Annotated in this window: 23 protein-coding genes and 2 pseudogenes; 10 read left to right on the top strand and 15 right to left on the bottom strand. The window is 69.0% G+C overall.

Annotated elements, in window-relative coordinates:
• Positions 1-304 precede the first annotated feature (304 nt).
• The 6 genes and pseudogenes from ACFVVO_RS36970 to ACFVVO_RS36945 all read right to left on the bottom strand — a co-directional run.
• Positions 305-661: a hypothetical protein gene (locus ACFVVO_RS36970; protein ID WP_390061066.1), complete on the bottom strand. Its 357-nt coding sequence runs from the start codon at positions 659-661 to the stop codon at positions 305-307.
• A gap of 129 nt (positions 662-790) precedes the next feature.
• On the bottom strand, positions 791-1,381 hold the full coding sequence (locus ACFVVO_RS36965; RefSeq protein ID WP_390061064.1) for a hypothetical protein: 591 nt from the start codon (positions 1,379-1,381) through the stop codon (positions 791-793).
• A 278-nt stretch (positions 1,382-1,659) separates the two neighbouring features.
• Positions 1,660-2,682, bottom strand: coding sequence for a TolB family protein (locus tag ACFVVO_RS36960; protein ID WP_390061063.1), 1,023 nt, complete (start codon positions 2,680-2,682; stop codon positions 1,660-1,662).
• Positions 2,679-3,962 (bottom strand): MFS transporter, encoded by a 1,284-nt coding sequence (locus tag ACFVVO_RS36955; RefSeq protein ID WP_390061061.1) that lies wholly within the window; start codon positions 3,960-3,962, stop codon positions 2,679-2,681. The genes ACFVVO_RS36960 and ACFVVO_RS36955 overlap by 4 nt, the downstream gene beginning before the upstream one ends.
• A gap of 5 nt (positions 3,963-3,967) precedes the next feature.
• A complete protein-coding gene (locus ACFVVO_RS36950) occupies positions 3,968-4,858 on the bottom strand; it encodes an alkaline phosphatase family protein (RefSeq protein WP_390061059.1) in 891 nt (296 codons plus the stop codon).
• A gap of 318 nt (positions 4,859-5,176) precedes the next feature.
• Positions 5,177-5,668: pseudogene (locus tag ACFVVO_RS36945) on the bottom strand (RNA-guided endonuclease TnpB family protein); the annotation flags it as partial.
• Positions 5,669-5,775: 107 nt separating this feature from the next.
• Between ACFVVO_RS36945 and ACFVVO_RS36940 the strand changes: the two are divergent.
• Both ACFVVO_RS36940 and ACFVVO_RS36935 read left to right on the top strand, forming a co-directional pair.
• Positions 5,776-6,474, top strand: coding sequence for a hypothetical protein (locus ACFVVO_RS36940; protein WP_390061057.1), 699 nt, complete (start codon positions 5,776-5,778; stop codon positions 6,472-6,474).
• A 96-nt stretch (positions 6,475-6,570) separates the two neighbouring features.
• Positions 6,571-7,215, top strand: coding sequence for a DUF1963 domain-containing protein (locus tag ACFVVO_RS36935; protein ID WP_390061055.1), 645 nt, complete (start codon positions 6,571-6,573; stop codon positions 7,213-7,215).
• 715 nt (positions 7,216-7,930) lie between these two features.
• On the opposite strand, the gene ACFVVO_RS36930 is transcribed toward ACFVVO_RS36935, so the two are convergent.
• Together ACFVVO_RS36930 and ACFVVO_RS36925 are read right to left on the bottom strand one after the other, a co-directional pair.
• Positions 7,931-8,494 carry a uridine kinase gene (locus tag ACFVVO_RS36930; protein ID WP_390061054.1) on the bottom strand — a complete coding sequence of 188 codons (564 nt, stop codon included), beginning with the start codon at positions 8,492-8,494 and terminating at the stop codon, positions 7,931-7,933.
• A 251-nt stretch (positions 8,495-8,745) separates the two neighbouring features.
• On the bottom strand, positions 8,746-8,919 hold the full coding sequence (locus tag ACFVVO_RS36925; RefSeq protein ID WP_390061077.1) for a hypothetical protein: 174 nt from the start codon (positions 8,917-8,919) through the stop codon (positions 8,746-8,748).
• 20 nt (positions 8,920-8,939) lie between these two features.
• Between ACFVVO_RS36925 and ACFVVO_RS36920 the strand changes: the two are divergent.
• From ACFVVO_RS36920 to ACFVVO_RS36910, 3 genes and pseudogenes are all read left to right on the top strand, one after another.
• Positions 8,940-9,128, top strand: a pseudogene (locus ACFVVO_RS36920) (2,3-diaminopropionate biosynthesis protein SbnB); the annotation flags it as partial.
• A 161-nt stretch (positions 9,129-9,289) separates the two neighbouring features.
• Positions 9,290-11,029 (top strand): serine/threonine-protein kinase, encoded by a 1,740-nt coding sequence (locus tag ACFVVO_RS36915; RefSeq protein ID WP_390061052.1) that lies wholly within the window; start codon positions 9,290-9,292, stop codon positions 11,027-11,029.
• 335 nt (positions 11,030-11,364) lie between these two features.
• Positions 11,365-12,510, top strand: coding sequence for a DUF3103 family protein (locus ACFVVO_RS36910; RefSeq protein WP_390061051.1), 1,146 nt, complete (start codon positions 11,365-11,367; stop codon positions 12,508-12,510).
• 15 nt (positions 12,511-12,525) lie between these two features.
• Here the strand turns inward: ACFVVO_RS36910 and ACFVVO_RS36905 are convergent, their stop codons facing one another.
• Positions 12,526-12,735: a hypothetical protein gene (locus tag ACFVVO_RS36905; RefSeq protein WP_390061050.1), complete on the bottom strand. Its 210-nt coding sequence runs from the start codon at positions 12,733-12,735 to the stop codon at positions 12,526-12,528.
• A 9-nt stretch (positions 12,736-12,744) separates the two neighbouring features.
• Positions 12,745-12,867: a hypothetical protein gene (locus ACFVVO_RS36900; RefSeq protein WP_390061049.1), complete on the bottom strand. Its 123-nt coding sequence runs from the start codon at positions 12,865-12,867 to the stop codon at positions 12,745-12,747.
• Between the two features lie 685 nt (positions 12,868-13,552).
• Here ACFVVO_RS36900 and ACFVVO_RS36895 point away from each other — a divergent pair.
• Positions 13,553-14,317: a transposase gene (locus ACFVVO_RS36895; protein ID WP_390061075.1), complete on the top strand. Its 765-nt coding sequence runs from the start codon at positions 13,553-13,555 to the stop codon at positions 14,315-14,317.
• Between the two features lie 24 nt (positions 14,318-14,341).
• On the opposite strand, the gene ACFVVO_RS36890 is transcribed toward ACFVVO_RS36895, so the two are convergent.
• A complete protein-coding gene (locus tag ACFVVO_RS36890) occupies positions 14,342-14,545 on the bottom strand; it encodes a hypothetical protein (protein WP_390061047.1) in 204 nt (67 codons plus the stop codon).
• A complete protein-coding gene (locus tag ACFVVO_RS36885; RefSeq protein ID WP_390061046.1) occupies positions 14,542-14,844 on the bottom strand; it encodes a hypothetical protein in 303 nt (100 codons plus the stop codon). The genes ACFVVO_RS36890 and ACFVVO_RS36885 overlap by 4 nt, the downstream gene beginning before the upstream one ends.
• A 75-nt stretch (positions 14,845-14,919) precedes the next feature.
• Here ACFVVO_RS36885 and ACFVVO_RS36880 point away from each other — a divergent pair, with 75 nt between their 5' ends.
• From ACFVVO_RS36880 to ACFVVO_RS36870, 3 genes are all read left to right on the top strand, one after another.
• Positions 14,920-15,381, top strand: a complete 462-nt coding sequence (locus tag ACFVVO_RS36880; protein WP_390061044.1) for a hypothetical protein — start codon at positions 14,920-14,922, stop codon at positions 15,379-15,381.
• Positions 15,382-15,923: 542 nt separating this feature from the next.
• Positions 15,924-17,237 (top strand): vanadium-dependent haloperoxidase, encoded by a 1,314-nt coding sequence (locus ACFVVO_RS36875; RefSeq protein ID WP_390061042.1) that lies wholly within the window; start codon positions 15,924-15,926, stop codon positions 17,235-17,237.
• A 345-nt stretch (positions 17,238-17,582) separates the two neighbouring features.
• Positions 17,583-18,806 (top strand): hypothetical protein, encoded by a 1,224-nt coding sequence (locus ACFVVO_RS36870; protein WP_390061040.1) that lies wholly within the window; start codon positions 17,583-17,585, stop codon positions 18,804-18,806.
• Here the strand turns inward: ACFVVO_RS36870 and ACFVVO_RS36865 are convergent.
• The 3 genes from ACFVVO_RS36865 to ACFVVO_RS36855 form a co-directional block, all read right to left on the bottom strand.
• Positions 18,731-19,045 carry a pentapeptide repeat-containing protein gene (locus ACFVVO_RS36865; protein WP_390061073.1) on the bottom strand — a complete coding sequence of 105 codons (315 nt, stop codon included), beginning with the start codon at positions 19,043-19,045 and terminating at the stop codon, positions 18,731-18,733. The two genes, ACFVVO_RS36870 and ACFVVO_RS36865, sit on opposite strands and share 76 nt — an antisense overlap.
• A gap of 120 nt (positions 19,046-19,165) precedes the next feature.
• Positions 19,166-19,423, bottom strand: coding sequence for a hypothetical protein (locus ACFVVO_RS36860; protein ID WP_390061038.1), 258 nt, complete (start codon positions 19,421-19,423; stop codon positions 19,166-19,168).
• A gap of 80 nt (positions 19,424-19,503) precedes the next feature.
• Positions 19,504-20,157 (bottom strand): hypothetical protein, encoded by a 654-nt coding sequence (locus ACFVVO_RS36855; protein WP_390061037.1) that lies wholly within the window; start codon positions 20,155-20,157, stop codon positions 19,504-19,506.
• Between ACFVVO_RS36855 and istB the strand changes: the two genes are divergently transcribed.
• Positions 20,156-20,794, top strand: coding sequence for an IS21-like element helper ATPase IstB (gene istB, locus ACFVVO_RS36850; protein WP_390061035.1), 639 nt, complete (start codon positions 20,156-20,158; stop codon positions 20,792-20,794). The two genes, ACFVVO_RS36855 and istB, sit on opposite strands and share 2 nt — an antisense overlap.
• Position 20,795 lies beyond the last annotated feature (1 nt).

The raw sequence follows: 20,795 nt of genomic DNA, 5'->3' as shown, positions 1-20,795 counted from the left end.
GCCATCAACATCAAACACGCGGGCGGGCAGCCCGTGTCAGCCTGTGGAGACCTCGCCGCCAGGCGGTCTGTGAAGCAGGAACCTGAAAGCCGGGCAACCGGCCCAACCCCCTCATAGGGGAATCTCCCTCGTTCACGAGGGGGAGGACGTCAATAGGGAGCTGCCTCCGCCTCGGGGAGCAGTAGCCTGCCTGGCTCGCAGGAAAGCACGTAACACAACGTCACCCGGCCGGGCCGGTGAGCGGTGCGGCCCGGTTGCTGCACGGGGCGGCGGGGCCGGGCCGGACGCGGTGTTCAGCAGATCGTCAGGCGCTCAGGGTCTGGAGGAGTTGCTTGGCGCGCTCGTGCTGTTGATCGGGGAGGGCCCTGGCCCAGACGGCGTTTTCGGGCAGGTAGGTGAGCAATGCTCGGGTGTCGGGGTCGGTGATGTCGAGGAGCGGCGGCTGAAAGGGGGTGGCCTCACGGCGCGGAGCCTTGGCGAGGGTGTCGCTCAGGTGTCGGAGGGCGAGGACGGTGGTGCGTTCCGCTGCGGCGGGCCAACGGTCGTCCTCGTCGCGCGCAGTGTCGAAGGCGTGGTTGTCGTCGATGAGGGTGAGGGCCTGCCCGACGGTGCCGGCCGCGGCGTCGTAGTCGGTGCCGGGCGCTTGCTCGGGTCGTGGCATGTGGGTTTCCTCGTTCGTGTCGGTGGCGTGGTGTTCACCGTGCGGAATCGGAGGGCTAGCGGCGCAAGGCGCTGGTGTCGCGGGCAGCGGTCGGTCCGCGATGCCAGTGGCAGGCGGTGGCGCGGTCGGTCACGACAGGCTCCGCAGCCCGGCAGCTAGGCAGTGCTCAGGGTTTCGGCGGACGGGCGTCCCGGCCGACGTGGGGCGGCCCCGCACCGCGGGTGGTTGCGGGGCGGGGCCGAAGGGGGGCGGTCGGTGTTGGTCGTCAGGGCTGGGCATGGGGGTGGGCGGGTGCGCCGGTGATGAGCACGTGGAAGAAGCTGGCGGCGAGTCGCCAGGCGTCGGGGCACGCGGCTCGGTTGCCGGGGGGGTGAGGGTGAGCAGGGCGTTGACGTCGCCGATGGTGTCGGGGAGTTCAGTGAGGGTTGCGGCCTCGACGTGGTCGGCCGGGTGAAGGTGGCCGGAGAAGCTGCGGTCCTTCCGGTGGGGGCGCAGTGACCAGGACGGCGCGACGGGTTCGGTGGGCGCGGCGGTGGGTGCGCCGGGGCGGATCGCGTCGGGATGGAGGGTGCCGACGTGGCGGAGGGCGGTGAGCCAGCGGTGGCCGGGGACGGTGTAGGGGCGGACGCTGAGGATTCCGTAGGGAGTGATGATGACGGTCCCCCGGGTGCGGGCCTGACCGGCGTGGGGGCAGTCTTCGATGAAACGCAGCCCCAGCATTCCAGCAGAGCAGGTGGAGCGGGCCGGCGCCTCCGCTATGCCGCCATTGCTCACGAGAGTTCGCCGATAACCGCCAGAAGACGGCCGGAGGAGGGGTGTTGACCGATCGCGTCCGGCCGGGCCAGCTGTCGCCTGGCGACAGGGTTCAATCCTGGCTCGACCGGTTCAGCGGCGGAGCGCTCGTGCTTCGGCCGTGGTGCCGAGCGCTTCCGGGGCGCGTGCGTCTGGAGCACCGCGCAGGGCGGGGCGCGGGTGAGGCAACCGCTGGGGCCTGCCCGTTATCCCAGGGAGGCGGGGGCGACCGCGGAGGTCATCAGCCGGCTGGCTGTTCCGGTGCCGTCGGCCGGGACGGTCCACAGGTCCGAGCCGTAGTTTCCGGGGATGGCGTAGACAAGGGTGGAGTCGTCGGCCCACAGGGCCTGGTCGTCGATGTTGCGCCGCTCGGCGGTGGCCGTCTCCTTCAGGGTGCGCAGGTTCAGGACGTACAGCCGCCAGGGGGCGTCGGGCGAGGCCCCGCGGACGCGTTTCTTGTAGGCGATGCGGGTGCCGTCGGGCGAGAGGGAGGGGCATTCGACGTTTGCGTGCACGGTGGTGAGGGTGCGGGCGGCGATGCTGCCGCGGACCAAATAGGTGTGGCCGCCGGTGGCCAGTGTGGCGTAGAAGCGGGTGTCGTCGGCGAAGGTGACGCCCCAGACGTTGGTGTCGGCAGCACGGTAGGTTCGGCCGTCCTTGATGACGCGGAAGGTCTCCAGGTTGTCGTCGATGGTCCAGGTCCGGGTGTCGACGATGCTCGTGCGGGTGGAGAAGTTGGTGCCGGCGTAGGAGTCTCCGTTGACGAAGACCGTCCAGGCCACCAGGTGGCCGGAGGGCGAGACCCGGGCCCGGGTGGGAATGCCGGCGGCCGGGAAGCGGTGCCGTGCGTGCAGGTGCGCGTCGAGCACGACCGCCCGGTAGGTGTCCCGCAGGGTGCCGTGCACGGCCTGCAGGCAGATGCCGGTCCCGGCCGCCGCGTGGAAGCGCAGGCACTTTACGCCCGAGGCGGTGCGTGGCCCCTGCGGATCGCTCGCGGGTACGCTAGCGATCTCGTCGCGGTGCGGGCCCCAGGCCAGGTTGCGCACCAGCAACCGGCGGCCGTCCGCTGGCCGGAGTGAGACGCTGCCGGTGCGCACGGTCGGCCCGTTGGTCTGCTGCTCGTCCCGCAGGCCCGAGCGGTGGGCGGCGTACAGCACCGCCCCGGTGCCGACGCTGGCGAGCAGCAGGACGGCGGCCAGCAGGATCAGCAGCCGGGTGGATTTGGTCATGGGGACACCTCGGCGGAGTTCACGTCGGCGGCGGGACGAAGGACGACTGCGGCCACGACGGCGCTGACGGCCAGCGCGGCGGCAGTGAAGGCGAGCGCGGTGCGGCCACCCCACAGACTCCAGGCCGCGCCGAATGCGAGCGAGCAGCCGAACCGGGCCAGCGCCTGGCCGGTGCCGACCAGCGCCTGCCCGGCGCCCTGGTGCTGCGGCGGCACGGCATCGGCGGTGGCGGCCGCGAGGACTCCGTCGGTGGCCGCGTAGAAGGTGCCGTGCAACACCAGGACGGCGACCACGGCAGGAAGGCCGTGCCAGGGCGAGAGCACCAGGCCGTAACCGAGCAGCAGGACACCGTGGCCGGCCGGGAATAGCCGGCGACGGCTGATGCGGTCGGCGAGCGCGCCGAGTGGGACGGCCAGCGTGAGGAAGACGGCGGCGGTGCCCAGCGGGAGCAGCGGGAACAGGTCGGTAGGCAGGTCGGCTTCGCGCTGCAGCAGCAGATACAGGAAGGAGTCGCTGACGGTGGAGAGACCGAGTAGGGCCGCGCATGCGGTGAGCCTGCGCAGCTCGGGGCGGCGCAGCAGTCCCAGCGAATCGCGCAGGGCCGGCCGGGGCGGCTCGGGCTGCGTGACGGCACCAGCGGGGATGATGCGGCGAGGCACGAAGAGCACCAGCACCAGGACCCCGAGCACCGCGATGCAGCCGCTGACCGCGAAGGCCGCGTCGTAGCCGTCGGCGGTGGCCCGCAGCACGGCGAAGGCGACGAGCGGGCCGAGCAGCGCGCCGGTGGTGTCCATGGCGCGGTGCACCCCGAATGCCCGTCCCCGGTGCTCGGGCTCGGTGGCCAGCGAGATCATCGCGTCCCGGGGGGCGGTGCGCAGTCCCTTGCCGGTGCGGTCGGCCGCTAGCACGGCACTGAGGACAGGGAGGGTGTGGGCGAGCAGCAGCAGTGGCTTGCACAGTGCCGATAGGCCGTAGCCGGTGCCCGCCACAATCTTGTGGCGGCGGCCGCCCCTATCGGCGAGGTGACCGCCGGCCAGCCTCACCAGCGCGCCGACGCCGTTGTTGATGCCGTCGAGGAGACCGAAGCCGAGCGGCGACAGGCCCAGGCCCGCGACCACGTAGAGCGGCAGGACGGCGGTGACCATCTCCGAGGAGACGTCGGTGATCAGGCTGACCGCCCCCAGGGCCAGCACGGTGGGAGGCACGGCGGCCTGCCGCCGCCCCGGACCGGAGTCCGGGGCGGTGGCAGGCTTGGTGCTGCGGGAGTCCGCGAGATACACGGGCGTCAGTTCCAGATGCCGGCGATGTCGGACGCGGAGGCGGCGTTACCCGCGTGCGCGGACAGACCGGCCAGGTCCTCCACCGTGCGCAGCACGTTGTAGTGGTTGTAGGTGGTCGCGCTCGAGCTGCCGGGGGTGACGTGCTGGCCGTAGAAGAGGGTGGGGATGCGGTTGCCGGAGAGCTTGTTGTCCTCGTCGAAGGTGACGGCGAGGATGCTGTTGTGACTCTGGGCCCAGGTGGCGTAGGCGCCCAGGTTGTTTTTGATCCAGGTGTCGCCCGTGGAGACCGAGCAGTCGTGCATGTCACTGCACAGGTTCGGGGTGACGAAGGAGACCTTCGGCAGGGTCGTGTAGTCGGTCGGGAACTGCGCAAAAGTCATCGCGGTGTTCGTCGGCACGTTAGAGAAGCCGAACCACGGGTTGTGCTTCTGCGCGTAGTTGCCGCTGCTGCAGGTCGTCGAGCCCTGGCTGGGCAGCGACTCGTTGTAGCTCTTCCAGGTCTTGCCCGCGGCGATCAGCTCGGAGGCCAGGTTGGGCGCGGAGATGGAGCCGACCGGGACGCAGCTGTCGTCGGTACGACCTTGGTTGGAGCCGGAGAAAAGCATGTAGTAGTTCGGCTCACTGGGGTGGGTGAGGCCGAAGGACTGGGTGAGGTTGGCGCCACCCGCCTTGAGGGTGTTGTTGATGTAGGGGGCGCTGGAGCTTCCGATCACCTGCGAGTAGGCGTGGTTTTCCATCACCACGACCACCACGTGGTCGGGGGTGGGCAAAGCGGCGGCCTGAGCGGTGGAGGCCGTGACGGTCCACACACCGATCGAGGTGGCTGTGAGGGCGACGGCCCCAGCGAGAGCGGTGAGGGGGTGTCGGGTGTGCTTGGAAGCCTTGACGGCGGCCATGACTGTCCTCCGGACAGAAGTGACGGGCACGTGTGGGGGACGGCGCCGCAACTCTAGGAGCCTCGAACCGGAACTGAGTGACGTTAAGACGAACGCTGGGCCCCGCTCGGCAAAGTTCATTCCAGGCGCAGGTCATGTATAGGGAAGGCAGCTGAGCAGGGTTCATGTTCTTGTCAGGTTCGCGGAAGAATCGCCGGGCTAAGAGGTCCCCGGCCGCCACGTTCGGGGGCTCCCTAGGACGTAACCCGGATTTGCGCATGCCCGCGAGCCGGGAGCCGAAGTGATGCCTGACAGCCTCAACTTGACTTCCTCCCCCGCCTAAACGCGGGGGATTCCAGCGGTCGCCCGCTGGGGTTCCTGCTTCACCGACGACCGCCCCGTCCGGGAGGACTCCCGTTGAGGTCTTACACCGTCTCCACAGGCAGACGCCGCCAGCCCGGCGGCCAGGATGTTGCGTGCCGCGTTCACGTCACGGTCATGCACGGCGCCACAGGCGCACGTCCACTCGCGGACGTGCAACGGCTGCTTCCCGCGAACCGTGCCGCAGACCCCGCACAGCTTGCTGGACGGGAACCAGCGGTCGATCACGACGAGTTCGCGCCCGTACCAGGCGCACTTGTACTCCAGCATGGAGCGAAGTTCCGTCCAGGCAGCATCCGAGATGGCGCGCGCGAGCTTGCCGTTCTTCAGCAGGTTACAGACGGTCAGGTCCTCGATCACGACCGTTTGGTTCTCACGGACGAGCCGAGCCGACAGCTTGTGCAGGAAGTCGCAGCGCCGGTCGGCGATCCGCACGTGGATGCGAGCGACCGACCACGCCCAGTCGCTGCAGCAGCAGGAGAGGCGCGCCCGTCAAGTGGCTGACGCCTGGCAGGGGTCCGCCTCCTCCGCTGTCTGGCGCAAGGGGGTACTACCCGATGGGCGACGCAGTGCAGGCACCGGAATCCGGTTGGCACAGCCAGACGGACAAGCGGGCCTATGAATCCAAGAACTTTGTGCGCGGCAAGCTACCGACCACCGCCGCTGACGAAGGCAAGGTGAACTGGGGAAGCGGGGACACACTGACCCGTCCACTGGTGGGTGCGAAGGAGGCGTATCAGTCGATCGCCCTCAACATCAGTGAGGGAGCCCGGCTGACCGTGGCGGGAGCGAGGCTCGGCGAAACCACAATTCCGACGAGCCGAGGCACAGCGACCGTTCCTGCCTGGCTGTTCACGCTGGAGGGCTACGACACCCCGCTCAAACGCGTGGCTGTCACCCCGTCACGGCTTCCGCAGCCGCCGATTGGACAAGCCCAGCAGGGTTCTGCCGGCGGGCTCAGGCGAGTCGCCCAACTGGCCGGGACGGCGACGGACGGCCGGTCCATCATGGTGAAAGCCACTCACGGATCATGTGACGACGGCCCCACCGTGAAAGCGCTGGAGACGAACGTGAGCGTCGTGTTGTACGCCTCCATTACAGGGGCACAAAGCGGCCCTTGCAACGCCGACATGATCGAACAGAGCGTGAAGGTGCAGCTACGGAAGCCGCTTGGTGGCCGAATTCTCTTAGACGCCCTCACCGGCGAGCCAGTGCCGTACGGAGAACCCGACGGGCCCTCCCCGAGCTGGACCTAGTACCTCCGCAGCCTGTCGGGTGCATCCGCGACCGTGGGCATGTAGTCGATCGTTTGCTCGAAGGCGATGTCATCGGTGTGACCTAGAGTCCTGGCCATGACGACTCTGATGATCGACGCTGGCCCGTCTGCGCCGGACTCGCTGGTGACCCGGACGGGTGGAGTGCCCCTGGCTCCCGCAGGCACTGAATGGCCGTGCTGCGCGTCGTGTGAGGGCCCGATGCAGTTCCTCGCCCAGGTCGTCCTGAATGACCTTGATGGAGGGGCAGCGGAGAGCAAGCGCGCAGTCCTCGCCTTGTTCGCCTGCCAGAACGACCCAGGCATGTGCAGCGACTGGGAGCCGACCTCGGGAGGGAACCGCGCCCTGCTCTTCCCACTGGATGGCCTGGAGTCGCTGCCCCGCCCCGAAGGTGCCGAGGAAGCTCTGCTCGTGCTCGGCGATGTCCGGGCCGTCGACCTGGAGCAGGAGTCCGAGGACGACTACGACCTGGCCCGTGAAGCCTGGGCAGCGAGGAGCGAACGCCCCGAATCGTCCGTGCTCGGGCAGCTTGGAGGGCGGCCCGCCTGGATTCAGGGCGATGAGACCCCCTCCTGCTCCTCGTGTGCTGGCACGATGCCGTTCGTCGTGCAGCTTGAGGAAGGGCCAGATCACAGCACCGCCATGAACTTCGGCGGCGCGGGCTGTGCATACGCGTTCGCCTGTCAGCCGTGCGACCATGCGTTGCTCCTGTGGCAGTGCTGAGTCGCGCTCGGACCACTGATTCGACCGCGCTCACTGCATGGCCCGATCACCTGCGTCTGCGGGGCGGGAAGACGGGCGATCCGAGTGCCTGCCGTGGAGGCTTCCCGCAGCCGGATGATGTCCTTGTGAGGGTGGCGGTCGGGTCGGGAGTGGTCACGGCGTGGGGCCTCTCGTGGTTGGCGGCACGCGCCGCTCGTCGGTGGTGCGGTAGTCGCACAGGCCTTGATCGCGGCATCGGCACTCGGTGACGGTCAAGTAGACGTAGGCCTTGAGGTCGGGTCAGTTGTCGGTGCCGGTGCGCAGGGCGTTGCCGCGGCCGCAGGACGGGCAGCGTCTGCGCTCGGCGCGGCTGCCTTTGGCGGCGCGCTGGGGTCCGCTGTCGCGGCGGGTCTGGCCCATCACAGTTGCTCGGTGCGGGCGGGGGTGCCGCGTTTGGTGTGCGGCTGGTCCATGGGGTGGGTTCTCCGTTTGGGGCGTGGTCGGGCGGCCCGGGAGAGCGGGTTGTGTTGTCACCGCTCCCCCGGGCCGGTGCGCCCTACCGTGGTGTGGCGGCGAGCAAGGCTCGCTACCCCGTCCGCCGGGCGAGCCGTGACGGGCACGACGAGCGGCATGACGCAGCCGGCCCCGCCTCCTCTGGTCGGAGAAGGCAGGGCCGTGAGATGAGGGTGGCCGCTCAGCAGTCGGTGTTTCGGGCCTGGCCCTCCGCTTCCGCCGGTCAGGGGGTGGGTGCCGGTTTCGCGCCGACCAGGTGGTCGACCGCAGTCAGCAGGTCCGTGGTAGCCCTCGTTCCGTCGAGTACGAGATCGGCCCGATGCCGGGAGGGGGCGACGTATTGCGCGTGGCGGGCTCGGCCGCTGAGCAGGTAGTTGCGCAGGGAGACCAGCGGGTCCTGGTGCTGAATCTCGATCTTGCGCACCAGCTTGCGGGCCAGGCGGATGTCATCGGGGGCGTGGACGTAGATCCGCCAGGTGGCTCGGGCCGCGATCTTGGGCAGGGTGAGGGCGAACAGGCCCTCCACCACCACCATGCGGTGCTGTCCGCTGGTGGCCGCTGCCTCGAGTGCGGCAGCCACGGCGTCCTCGTCGACGGAGCCGGGATGGTTCCAATCCAGCGTCTCGGCCCCCGTGGCGCTCAGCGTGCGGACCCCGCGGTGGGGCTCATGCGCGGGGACGTAGAAGTCATCCAGGTGGATGAGAGCCACAGCCATGGGCCGGAGCAGCGCCAGCGCCTTGGCAAGAGTGGACTTGCCCGAGGCGGTGCCGCCGGCGATCGCCAGCACGGGCGCTCGGTGCCCGACGCTCGCAACACCCGTGTTCCGCAACGGCACTTCTTCCCCCGGGAATGGGGTTCCGCCGACTGCCGGGCTGGGGTGGGCTTTGGCGCCAAGCCCAATATCCGCGACGCGTCCAATCGGCAGCTCTGTGCGGTCGCCTCCGTCTCGGCCAGCAGCGCCGCGGCCCGCTCGCGCCCGTGGCCCGCGGCCTCGGCGATCCGCGCGGTCGCAGCCGCCATGTCGGCCGGCCCCTTCAGTCAGCGCTCACCGCTGTCCAGGCCGTGCGGCGGGATCGGGCGCAGCAGCCGCGCCGCATCCAGCACATCCGCCAACCGATGCTGCTCGGAGTCGGCATAGCGGACCGCGTTCGAGACCACCACCGGCACTCCGAGGTCGTCGCCGAGCTGCACCGTACGCGCAGCCAGCCGCAACGAGCCCGCCCCGGTGCCCGACCGGCACGCTCGCCGACGTGATGGCGGGGCGGGTGACGCCGCCCGCGGACAGGCCGCTGGTGTTCTCGCCGTTCGGCCTGGGAGTGCTGGACCTCGCCGTCGGCAGGTTCGTCTACGACGAGACCGTCCGCGCGGGCCGACTCCACGTGGTCGAGGACTTCTTCCACGACCTGAGCCGGCATGGCTGACGATCCGTCCGATCCGGCACAACTCCTCGCGACTGCGTTCGAACACCGCCGAGTCCGGGTGATTCGGCCCTGGTCTGTTGAAAGCGGAAACCTCACAAGCGCTTGCTGACGTCATGATGTGATCGCCGCGTGGGGAGACGCGGCAGGCCTTGGGGGGTCACATGGAAACTTTGCGCGCGCTGGGGGCGGGGGATCCGAATCGGGTCGGTCCGTACCGCGTGGTGGGCCGGCTGGGTGCCGGCGGCATGGGACGGGTCTACCTGGCCCGCTCCAAGGGCGGCCGAGCCGTCGCCGTGAAGGTCGTGCGGCCCGAACTCGCCGAGGACCGCGAGTTCCGGCAGCGGTTCGCCCGGGAGGCCGCCGCGGCCCGGAGGGTCAACGGCGTCTTCACGGCGGGCGTGGTGGACGCCGACCCGGACGCGGACCCGCCGTGGCTGGCCACCGCCTATGTGCCCGGCATCTCGCTGGACACCGCCGTCGCCCGGCACGGCGCCTGGCAGGCCGGCCCGGTGACCACGCTGGCCGCCGGGCTCGCCGAGGCGCTGGAGGCGATCCACGCCGCGGGGCTCGTGCACCGCGACCTCAAGCCGTCCAACGTGCTGCTCGCCGCCGACGGTCCGCGCGTCATCGACTTCGGCATCTCGACGGCGACCGAGGCGAGCGCGATCACCCGCACCGGGATGGTGATCGGGACGCCCGGCTTCATGTCTCCGGAACAGCTCACGGGGGAGCCGGTCGGCCCGGCGAGCGACGTGTTCGCGCTGGGCGCGGTCCTCGCGTTCACCGCGTCGGGCTCCGGCCCCTTCGGCACGGGCTCGGCCCAGGGGCTGATGTACCGCATCGTCCACGGCGACCCCGATCTCGACGCGGTGCCCGGGCCGATCCGCGGTCTGGTCGGACGCTGTCTGGCCAAGCGGCCCGGCGACCGGCCGACCGTGGACGCGCTGCTGTCGGAACTGATCGACGCGGCGGGCGCGCCACGCACGGCGCTCCTGTTCACGAACGCGACGTGGCTCCCCCCGATGGTGGCCGCGGAGGTGCGCGTCGCCCGGGACGGCGGCCCCGAGGCGACGGTGCCCGAGACGCCGCCCGGGGGCGGCCGTCCGCAGGGCGGCACGCCGCCGGCCGCGGACCCCGCCGGAAGGAATCACCAGGCGCCGACCGTGACCGGGCCGGTGCCGCCGACCCCGCCGCCCGCCTACACGCCGACCGAGGTGCTGCCGACCCCCGTTCCGCGGCCGCCCGGGAAACCCTCCCGGGCGTCCACCGGCAGACGGCGAGCGGCCGTGATCGGCTCCGGTCTCGCCGGGGTGGTCGCGATCGGGCTCGTGGCGTGGCAGGCCGACGCCGTGCTCGGCGGCGGGTCCGGCTCCGGCTCGCGGGCCTCCTCGCCGGGGTCCTCGCCCTACGACAGCCCGGCACCGCTGGACGGTCCCTCCTCCCCCGCCGCCACGCCGGCGCCGCTGGACAGCCCGTACACTCCGGCCGGCACGCCCGATGACACCCCGACCCCGCCCGCGAGCACCCCGCCCGAGGACAGCCCGTCCGCACCCGCCTCCGACGTGACCGACCTTTCCGGTCGGTGGAACGGGAGTTACGTCTGCAACCAGGGCATCACCGGGCTGGTGCTCACCATCGAGGACCACGGCGACGGCACCGTGGACGCCGTGTTCGCGTTCTACCCCGCGCCGTCCAACCCGCAGGTGCCGCGCGGCTCCTTCGCCATGGCGGGCACCCTCCAGAGCGGCGTGCTGACGCTGCGGGCCACACGGTGGATCGAGCAGCCACCGAACTTCCTGGCCGTCAACCTCCAGGGCTCGTACGACACCCAGACACCGGATCACCTAGACGGCCGGGTCTACGGCCCCAACTGCACGACGTTCTCGGCGGACCGTTCCTGACCCGCCGGGCCGGTCCACCGGGGCGAGCCCGCGGGGGGGAGCCCGGTGGCCGGCAACACCCGTGATCCGCCCGTGTCTACGCGCGCAACTTCCTTTATCCGTAGGAGGATTGACGAGCGGCTCGTGCGACTGTTTCACTGATTCGGCAGTGGCTGAGCCACTCACCCACCGGCCGCTGTCCCGGAATTCACCGCCGGGACTGGTTTGTCATGAGCAGGGCAAACAGTTCGGCGGCTCGCGGTGATCCGACCCCGATCACGTCGAACGCCCGGACGCGGACCGGAGTACTGCATCGGCGACATCTGACGCGGCGACACCGACCAACGGAGATCACGATGAGCAGAGCAAGCAGCAGACGCAGAGCACTGATCGGCGCGATCGTGTGCGCCGCCGTCGTAGGAACCGCCCAGCCCGCCGTCGCCTCCACGGTGGCCGACGGTGGCCGACGGCATCCGGCCGCCCCGCACTCCTCAGTCCACGGCGTCGAGATGGCGGTCGCACGCTCTCTCGCCTCGTCGCTGGCACGGTCCGACTGGCGGGCGCGGGTACGGGCGGCCACGCTCGCCACCGAGGACGCCGATCTGCAGGCGCTGACCGACAAGGCCGGAAGCCTCGCGGGCAAGGCTCTGCCCGCGTCCGTGGCCGGCGCGAACCGCCGGGTCGCTGCGCTGAAGGGGCTGCCCGCCTCGACCGGTTCACTGCTTCGCGTGCGCCTCGGCGCCGCCTCCATGCGTGCCCGTCTGACCCCGGACATGACCCCCTGGGTCGCGGTCGCCGCCTCCGACGAGCGCGCGAAGACGATCACGGCGTACGACAGCCGGGGCCGCGGCCACACCGTAAACGCGACACACGTACCCGCCTTCCCCCTGTACGTCCTGGACATCGACGCGGCCAAGGCGCACAAGGCCGGACTCCGAGTGCTCCGCGAGCAACTCGCCGACAACGGCGTCAGCACACCCGCGCCCCAGGGCGCGCACGCCGCGGACACGGCGGGCTGGTGGGCCACCAAGGTCACCGCGGTCGAGGTGAACGACGACCAGGAACCCTGGTTCAAGGGCGCGGCCGAGATGTTCTCGCTGGTGACCGGCTTCGGACAGGACGGCAAGGCGCGCGTCGACTCGGTCGACATGCCCTACGTCGACTACGACGGGACGGTGTACTACCCCAACCAGATCCTGGTCAACTGGTCCAACTACAAGTACAACCTGGCCGACGTCGTCATGATGGAGGACGACGACGGCACCAACTACAAGTCGCTCGCCCAGGCCCTCACCACGGCCCTGCTGACCGTCACCGACCAGGGCACCTACATCCCGCTGGTGAACGCGGTGCTGTCGGCGATGCCCGACTCCTGGTTCACCGACGACCCCGACTACGTGGAGTCCTGGTACACCCTGGCCAGGAACTCCACGGGCCGTCTCAATGGAGCCGCCGGCAACGGCTGGATGACCGTCGAACCGTACTTCGTCGAGCAGTTCTGACCCTTGGGCCAGGGTTCACCCGAGGCCTGCGAGCGGGGCGGACGGCTGCCAGGCGACGGGCATGACGACGTCGACGGCGTCACGACGGGCCAGCGGCAGCAGTCGGCCCGTCGTGACGCCGAGGTCGTCCATGACGTATGACATGGGCCGCAGGGGCCGGTGGAGGCCGAGGAAGAAGTCGTCCCAGTGCACGAGGACGACACGGCGGGCCCCGGTCGTGACCACGACCTCGTCCTAGTAGGCACGCACGAACCCGGCCGGTCGCCTGCCCAGGTTGCCGACACCCAGATAGACGATGTCGGCGTCCACACCACGCAGCGCGCCGGGCCGGAAGTTGGCACTGGCGTGCAGCAGCACACGGCCCCCGGGATGGCACTGTAGGCGGTGCCGGTCCGCCAGGCGCCTGCGCGGGCCGGCGGGACGAGGGGCTCGTCGACGGTGCCGGGGAAGCGGTCGCCGGGGCTGTGCACGGAGTCCAGGAAGGTCAGCCCGAAACTCCCGTACGACACCGTGTCCCCATCCGCGACCGCGCGCAGGGACGACTCCGGCACGCCCGAGCCCCGGCCGATGTTCGCGGTGGACCGTGAGCCGATCAGGTCGGCGCCGGTCTCCAGCGCCCACACCGGGGCGTCCAGGGCGTGGTCGTAGTGGGAGTGAGCGCAGAACACCGCCGCGAGGTCCCGCGCCCGGAGCCGGTCGATCGCGGCGCGCACGAGCGCGCGGTCGGGTGAGATCCTGCCCACCGCCACCCGCAACAGCCCCGGTCGGCTGACGAATCCGTCGCTGAGCACCGAGGTCTCCCCGTCGGAGAACAGCACGGAACTGGTGCCCAGGAAGTGCGCGACCACCCCGTCGTGGCCGGGCGCGGCGGGCTGCTTGTACGGAAGGCACGGGCGCAGACTCGGACGGCCGAAGGGCGTTCTCATACGGGCATCCTGGCCCATCACGACGCCGCCGGGCGAGGGCGGCGTGACGGGAGGATCGGACGGCCCGCCTAGAGGTTGTCCCGTAACCGGTGGGGTGGTTGGTGCGTTGGCTGGGCATGGGTGGTGTGATCTCAGCGGATGATCCGAAGTGGATCGAGCCGTTCTCTGGGCTGACCGAGGTGCAGTTCGCCAGGTTGGTGGCGTTGGTGCGGAGTCGTGGTGGTGTCGTGCAGCGCGGCCGGCCGTGGCGGCTGCCGTTGGAGGATCGGGTGTTGCTGGTGGCGACGTATTGGCGCACGAACCTCACGTTGCGGCAGGTGGCGCCGTTGTTCGGGGTCTCGAAGTCGGCGGCCGACCGCATCCTCGATCACCTTGCACCTCTGCTGGCCATCTCGCCGGCCCGTCGGCCGCGCAAGGACACCGTCTACATCGTGGACGGCACCCTGGTGCCCACCCGCGACCGCAGCATCGCCGCCTCGAGCAAGAACTACCGGTACTCGACCAACCTTCAGGTCGTCATTGACGCCAACAGCCGCCTGGTGGTGGCGATCGGCTTGCCGTTGCCCGGCAGCCGCAACGACTGCCGGGCGTTCACCGAGTCCGGCGTCGACCGGGCCTGCCGCGGAGCCCCGACCATCGCCGACGGCGGCTACCAGGGCACCGGCCTGCTCATCCCGCACCGCAGACGACGAGGCCAGACCCGCCTCAGCCCGCACCAGGAAGCGGAGAACGCCATCCACCGGGCGCGAGCGCGCGTGGAACACGCCCTGGCGCGGCTGAAGAACTGGAAGATTCTGCGGGACTGCCGACTCAAGGGCGACGGAGTTCACCAAGCCATGCTCGGCATCGCCCGGCTCCACAACCTGGCCCTCACCGGATAACCCACATCCCATACGGGACAACCTCTAGGGGATGGACTCAAGGAAGGGGCGACCGTGTTCGCGCATCGCCTGAATGGCCTCCTCGTATTCGGCCTCGTCTTCGAGGAGCAGAGCCATCCGCGTGTGGATGTTGTAGATGGTGCCGAGTCCGAGGTCGGATGTGATGACGACCCAGCCGTCCTCGGTCCCGTCCCACAGGTAGTTCAGGCTCTCGGGTTGGGCGGTCATGGTGTTACCCCGTGCTTTGTGAAGGTGACAACCATGCCGTCATGCCCGATCGGAATGATCTGCGACGAACGCATGGGGGATCCTGCCTTTTCGAAGGCGTCCAAGAGCCTTCTGTCCGCTGGGCTCGGGTAAGCGTATCCCTTTGGGTGCGTGTGGTAGACGAGGATGGTGTCCGCCCGTACGGGGACCTGGACTCGGTTGGAAAAGCCGGAGTAGAGGAAGTACTGGCCGCCGGTTCCCTTGGGTCCTGGGCCCAGCTTGTAGACCACGGCGAACTCGACTCCGTGCTTGATGGTCAAGTTTTCAAGCTCGGTTGACCGGGAAGGTTCGCCGGGTGAGTACGCTCAGCCGGGCTGTTTTGGAGGAGGGCGGGCGTGGCGCGGAGACCGTCGGTGGATGAGGCCTTGGGACTGCTGGAGGGCGAACTGGGGGCCCGGGCGTTTACCGATCCGGTCACGGAGGACGTCTGGCTTGCCTTTCTCCGTTTCAGCCGATGGCTGTTCCACGTCCCGGACAGACCCGATGTCGACGGCCTTTTGTTCCAGTACGGCACCTACACGTTCGACGGTCCTCCGACGTTCACACTGGACCTCACCCGACAGTTCGAGGTCTCCGACAGCGACGGTGATCACGACCACTACGTGCAGGTCCACTGCGAGCTCAGATACGAACTCACACCCGACCTGGAGGCTCTGGGAAGCTTCGACTCGTGGTACTTTCACGACGCCGGAGGCGATCTCGAAGAGTGGGTCCAAGGACTGGTCGAACGGGCAGCGTGGGCAGCGATCCGCAGACTCAAGCCGACCGAGATCAGGGCGTACCAAGAGCAGGTGTAGTCCTCAGGCCGCCATAGTGGTGGGACGTGGGCTTCACCGAGGTCGAACGCGAGCGGCTTTCGGATGGACCGGATACCCCCGGCGAGACGGGCGTCCAGGTGAGGCGGCGCCTGCAGATGTAGCCTGACCCAGCCGGCGAGTTCGGTGAATACGAGCTTGTCCCGCCTGCCGCGGACGCGTGCTCATGGATCTGACCGTCGCCAGTGCCCTGCCGCCATAAATGGGGGCATGTCCTTCAGCCCACGGCACCAACAGGCTGCGATGGGGAGCTCTCGGGGAACAAGGGCAGCGCGGTTCGCCGGGGCCCGGGGCGGATGCAGGGGCTGTCCGGCGGTGATCTCCGCACAGCGGGCGGTGAGGCGTTCGAGGGCGCCTTGAACCTGCCCGGTTCGCGGCGAGTTGTCTTGCTCACCCAGTAGGCCGTTGCTATGCCTTGGGCACTCAACTCTAGGGAGCACGCTGTGTATCAAGAGCCCCCTCTTCCCGCTCCTCCGCGTTCACGTGCCCGGGGATTCATCTGTGCCGTCGCGGCGATCTCCCTCGTGACGCTCACCGCCGCGACAAGTCCCCCCGACGCGCACACCCGGACCGCGGCGGACCCGGCAGCCGTGGTCCGCGAGTGGAACGCCATCGCCACCGACACGATCAAGACCAGCCTCGGCCCACGCCCCTCCGGGCAGGCAACGATCTGGGAGGGATTCGTCTCCGTCGCCGTGTACAACGCCGTGGTGGGGATCGAAGGCGGCTACGCCCTGTACAAATGGCACGAGCGCGGTCCGGCCAAGGCATCCTCTGCGGCGGCCGCCGCCACCGCGGCCCACGACATGCTGCTCACCTACTTCCCCGCCTTCAAGGAGCGGCTCGACACCGCCTACGCGGACTCGCTCGCCGCTCTTCCGGCCAGTCATACCAGAGACCAGGGCGTGGACTACGGAAAGCGCGCCGCCGCCCGCATCATCGAACTCCGGGAAGGGGACGGAAGGTTCGCCGACGTTCCGTTCACCGCTTCCCCGGCACCGGGGGTCTGGCGGCCCACCCCGCCCGCGTTCCAGCCCTTCATCGACACCTGGCTCGCCAGGCTCCGCCCCCTCCTGCTCGCCTCCCCGCAGCAGTTCCGGCCCGGCGGACCACCCATCCTCTCCTCGGCCGCTTACGCCGAGGATGTGCAGGAGCTGAAGACCATGGGCGTGAAGACCGGCTCGGGCAGGAGCGCGCAGCAGACCGAGACCGCCCTCTTCTTCAGCGGCAACCTGGTCGAACAGGTCCAGATCGCCGTACGGGACCACGCCGCCCGGCACCGGCTCGGCATCGCCGAGACGGCCCGGCTGTTCGCCGCGGTGAACGCGTCGGCGACCGACGCCGTCGTCACGGCATGGGACGCCAAGCTCCACTACGGCACCTGGCGGCCGATCACCGCCATCCGCCTCGCCGACACCGACGGCAACCCCGCGACGACGGCGGACCCGGCCTGGGAGCCGCTGCTCCTCACCCCACCACACCCGGACTACATCGCCGGCCATACGACCGTCACCGCCGCCGTGGCACGCGCCCTGACCGGCGTCCTCCGCACCACGCACATCGACCTCTACGTCCCCTCCGAGGTCACCGGCACCACGCGGTTCTACGGGTCTGCCGACGACCTCAACCGGGACGTCGTCGACGCGCGTGTATGGGGCGGCGTCCACTCCCGCACGGCGGACGTAGTCGGCTGCCGGGCCGGCACCCGTGTGGCCGCCTGGGCGCTGGACCACTACTTCCAGCCGGTCGCCAAGGACGGTACCCAGCCTTCCCTGCCGACCCGAGCGGCTCGGCAGGACAGCCTCGCCGAGCCGGAGTGCGGCGACGACACCGACTGACCCACAGAGCCGCAGAGGACCCGGCGTCGAGCCGGGTCCCCTGCGGACCCTGCCTCGAGCACTGGATCAGCGGGGAGAGTTCTCCGAAGTCTCCGAGCACCACCTCTACTGAACGGTAACGTCAGAGGGGCCTTCGATACAGCCTTCACGCAGGCCGGGTGGGCCGACCGGAGGAACGCGGATAGTGATCGCTTGGATCACATCGGATCATGGTGCTCGGACTCCGATGCGACGCCAGGATGTGATCATGTGACGACTTCCCCAGGGTCCGAATCGGGGGCCGACTCCGGCTCGCACGTGATGGTGCGACGGGGCCTGACGAGATCAGCATGCTCGCGGGCGGAAATGGCCGGGGTCGTGCTGGTCCTGCTTCTGACGGGGTGGCCGGTGGCCTGGTGGGGCCTCCAGGACCTCAGCGAGGCTCTGACCTTCCCGAGTTGCGTCATCGGAGCGGCCCTCATGCTGGTGGCCCTCACCATGATCGTGGGTGTGGCCGCGGTTCTGGACTGTTGGGTCCGAGGGCCAATTTCCAACTTCAGGGTGGTCGCGCTGATCAGTACCGGCGTGGCGTTCCTGACGAACATCTTGCTCCTGTTCCAAACATGGAAGGACGGCGAGAAAGTCCGCTATCCGGTATTTTTCAGTCTGCTCGTGCTGGGTTCGCTCTGGGCAGTCATCTCGGTGTGGCGGAGACTGGACCGGATTCCCACTCCGAAGCGAGTGGCTATGGCAGTCATTGTCACCACCATTGTGGCGATCGCTAATTTCAGCTACCAGTACCTCTTTCAGCCGTACCGGCGAGCGGCCGCACCTCTCGTGCAGCTGTCCGTGGGCAAGGCGGTGCCCAGCGAGGACGGAAAGGCGTTCTCCCTGCCGGTCGACATCAAGCTCGTCAACCACAGTGATGTGAGTTTCCATGTGCTGGGTGCCGAGTTCCATGTCATGGGAGAGAAGGTCAAGCTGAACCCGAACGACCTGCCTCCCGCGAGGTGGCGGGAGGAGGCCGAGCAATGGGCCAGGGCTCGGGAGAAGCATCCGCTCACTCGCCGGGAGGTCTACCAGCCCGGCGAGCTGGTGGCGGCGCAGCCATGGATTCCCGCCGGAAACTGGATCCAGGAAAACGACGAGTCGCTTACGCGAATCATTGTCCAGCTTCCCAACGACACGCCGTACAAGAAGCTGACCTTCTACTCCTCCCTGAGTTTGGCGCGCAAGGACCGGCTTGTTATGGGAGTTTTCGGACCACCCGGATACTCTTGGCGGGGCGCCGAGATGCCCCAGTGGGTCAAGGGCTCGAAAGGGGACAACACCATCGTCAAAACTGCCAAGATGAGAGAGAACAGCGCGATCGATCGCTATACGAGGGCCCAGCGGTACGTCAGCACCTATTGGCGCTTTGGTTCCCACGGCGCTGAAGTGTCGGTAGTCATCGCGCGAAAGGGTGAGGAGGATCGAAAATTCCCCGAAGAGACAAACCGCGAGGTGCGGACCCGCTACGGTCTGCTCGACGTCCTGACGGGCCCAGTCGAACAGACGCTGGGTGAGATCAAGAGACTGAGCCGGCGCTGACCAGCCCCTCCAGCCACATCACCAGGGCGAGCGAGCTTTTCACGCGGCCCCAGGAGTACGCCGGAGAACGTCGCACCCTCAAAGGACACTCTGCCACCGGAGAACGTCGCACCGTTGAAGTTCAGAGGGCCGTCGATAGTGACGCCGGTGAGGTCCAAGTCGCGACCTTGCCAGGAGCGGCGGGTTCCTCGGGGGCGGCGGTAGTGGTCGCCGATGACGCGCAGAACCGTGTGTCGCACCTTACGGAGGGCCAGATAGCGGTGGTGTTCCTCCTGATGGGCGGGGTCGTCGCCCGGGGTCGGGGGTGAAGGGTAGCTGGAGATAGGCGCATAGGACGTCGATGCAGACACCTCACGTTGCTATGCCGTCAAGTTCAGGGGATCAGTCCTCCGTTCACGGCGCGGAGGTAGAGCCGCTGGTGCCACTCGTTGGCGTCCGGTCCTGGGGCCGCAGCAGTCGTCCGGGCCGAAGCAGGCGACCAGCGCCTTCGCTTCCTCTCCGGTGACCGGCTTCAGGATCGCATTGAACTGCTGGACGCGCCGGTCGATCTCTTCTTCGCTCGCGTCCCAATCGGGGAGCGGGCCGTCGGCGACGAACGTCTGCACTTCAGGTCTCATGAGCGAATGATCGGTTGCCATCCTCACCTCAGGCACGACACCTTCGCAGGTCAGGCCGCTGCCACCTCGGCGAGCGAAGGTCAGGCGGCGGTCTTCTTGCGGCGGCGTCCGGTGCGGGTGAGTGCGTCGACGAGCTGTTCGCGGCTCATCTTGGAGCGGCCTTCGATGCCCTGCTCGGTGGCCCGCTGGTACAGCCCCGCCTTGTTCAGCTGCTGCAGGTCGCTCTTACTTGTGCTGCGCTGGCGGGCTTTCGAGGGGTTTCGTGTCGTCTTCGGCGGCGCTTTGTGGGCAGCGGCTCTCTTCGCCGCCTTCGCGGCTGGCTTTCGTGCTGTCTTGCGGGCGGGGGCCCTCTTGGCCGACCGCGACTCGGCGTCCGTCTTTTGACCGCGGGCCTGGTCGAGGCTGCCTTGCAGAACGGACATCAGGTCGATGACGTTGGTGGCCTGCGGAGCTTCCTGCGCCACCTCAATCTGCTGGCCCTCGGCCTTCGCATGCACCAGCTCACGGACCTTCTCCTCGTAGGTGTCGTGATACCGGCCTGGTTCCCAGGGTGCGCTCAGGGCTTCGACGAGCTGGATGGCCAGGGTGAGTTCCTTGCCTTTGCCTGTGCGGTGCGCAGGGAGTTGAGGCAGTTCCTTGCCAGGATCGCGCACCTCATCCGCCCAGTGCAGCGTCTGCAGCACCAGCAGCCGGTCTTCGGCGCGCAGCGCGGTGAGGTACTGCTTGCCGCGCATGACGAACGTCGCGATCCCTGCCGGCGACGACCGGGCCCGCCGCCGGTCCGAGCGACGTATCAAGGCTGCCGGCTTCCCCCGCGACAAGTCGCTGCGCAAGTTCGACTTCGATGCCAACCCGAACATCGACGCGGCCATGGTCCACACCCTCGCCAAGTGTGAATGGATCAAGAAGGGGCTGCCGCCCTGCCTCATCGGCGATTCCGGCACGGGCAAGTCGCACCTGCTGATCGCGCTCGGCACCGAGGCCGCGATGGCCGGCTACCGGGTCAAGTACGTCCTGGCGACGAAGCTGGTCAACGAGCTGGTCGAAGCGGCCGACGAGAAGCAGCTGACCAAGACCATCGCCCGCTACGGCCGCGTTGACCTGCTCTGCATCGATGAGCTCGGCTACATGGAACTCGACCGCCGTGGCGCCGAACTCCTCTTCCAGGTTCTGACCGAACGCGAGGAGAAGAACAGCGTGGCCATCGCCTCCAACGAGTCTTTCTCCGGCTGGACCGAGACCTTCACCGACCCCCGGCTCTGCGCGGCCATCGTCGACCGCCTCACCTTCGGCGGCAACATCATCGAAACCGGCACCGACTTCTACCGCCTCGCCACCACCCGCGCCCAAGCGGAACGAGCAGCCGTCTGAG

Origin of the sequence: Streptomyces sp. NPDC058145 (assembly GCF_042884245.1) — a bacterium.
Lineage (GTDB): Bacteria > Actinomycetota > Actinomycetes > Streptomycetales > Streptomycetaceae > Streptomyces.
The sequence above is the reverse complement of the archived record's forward strand: the minus strand, read 5'-3'. Positions and strand labels throughout refer to the sequence as shown.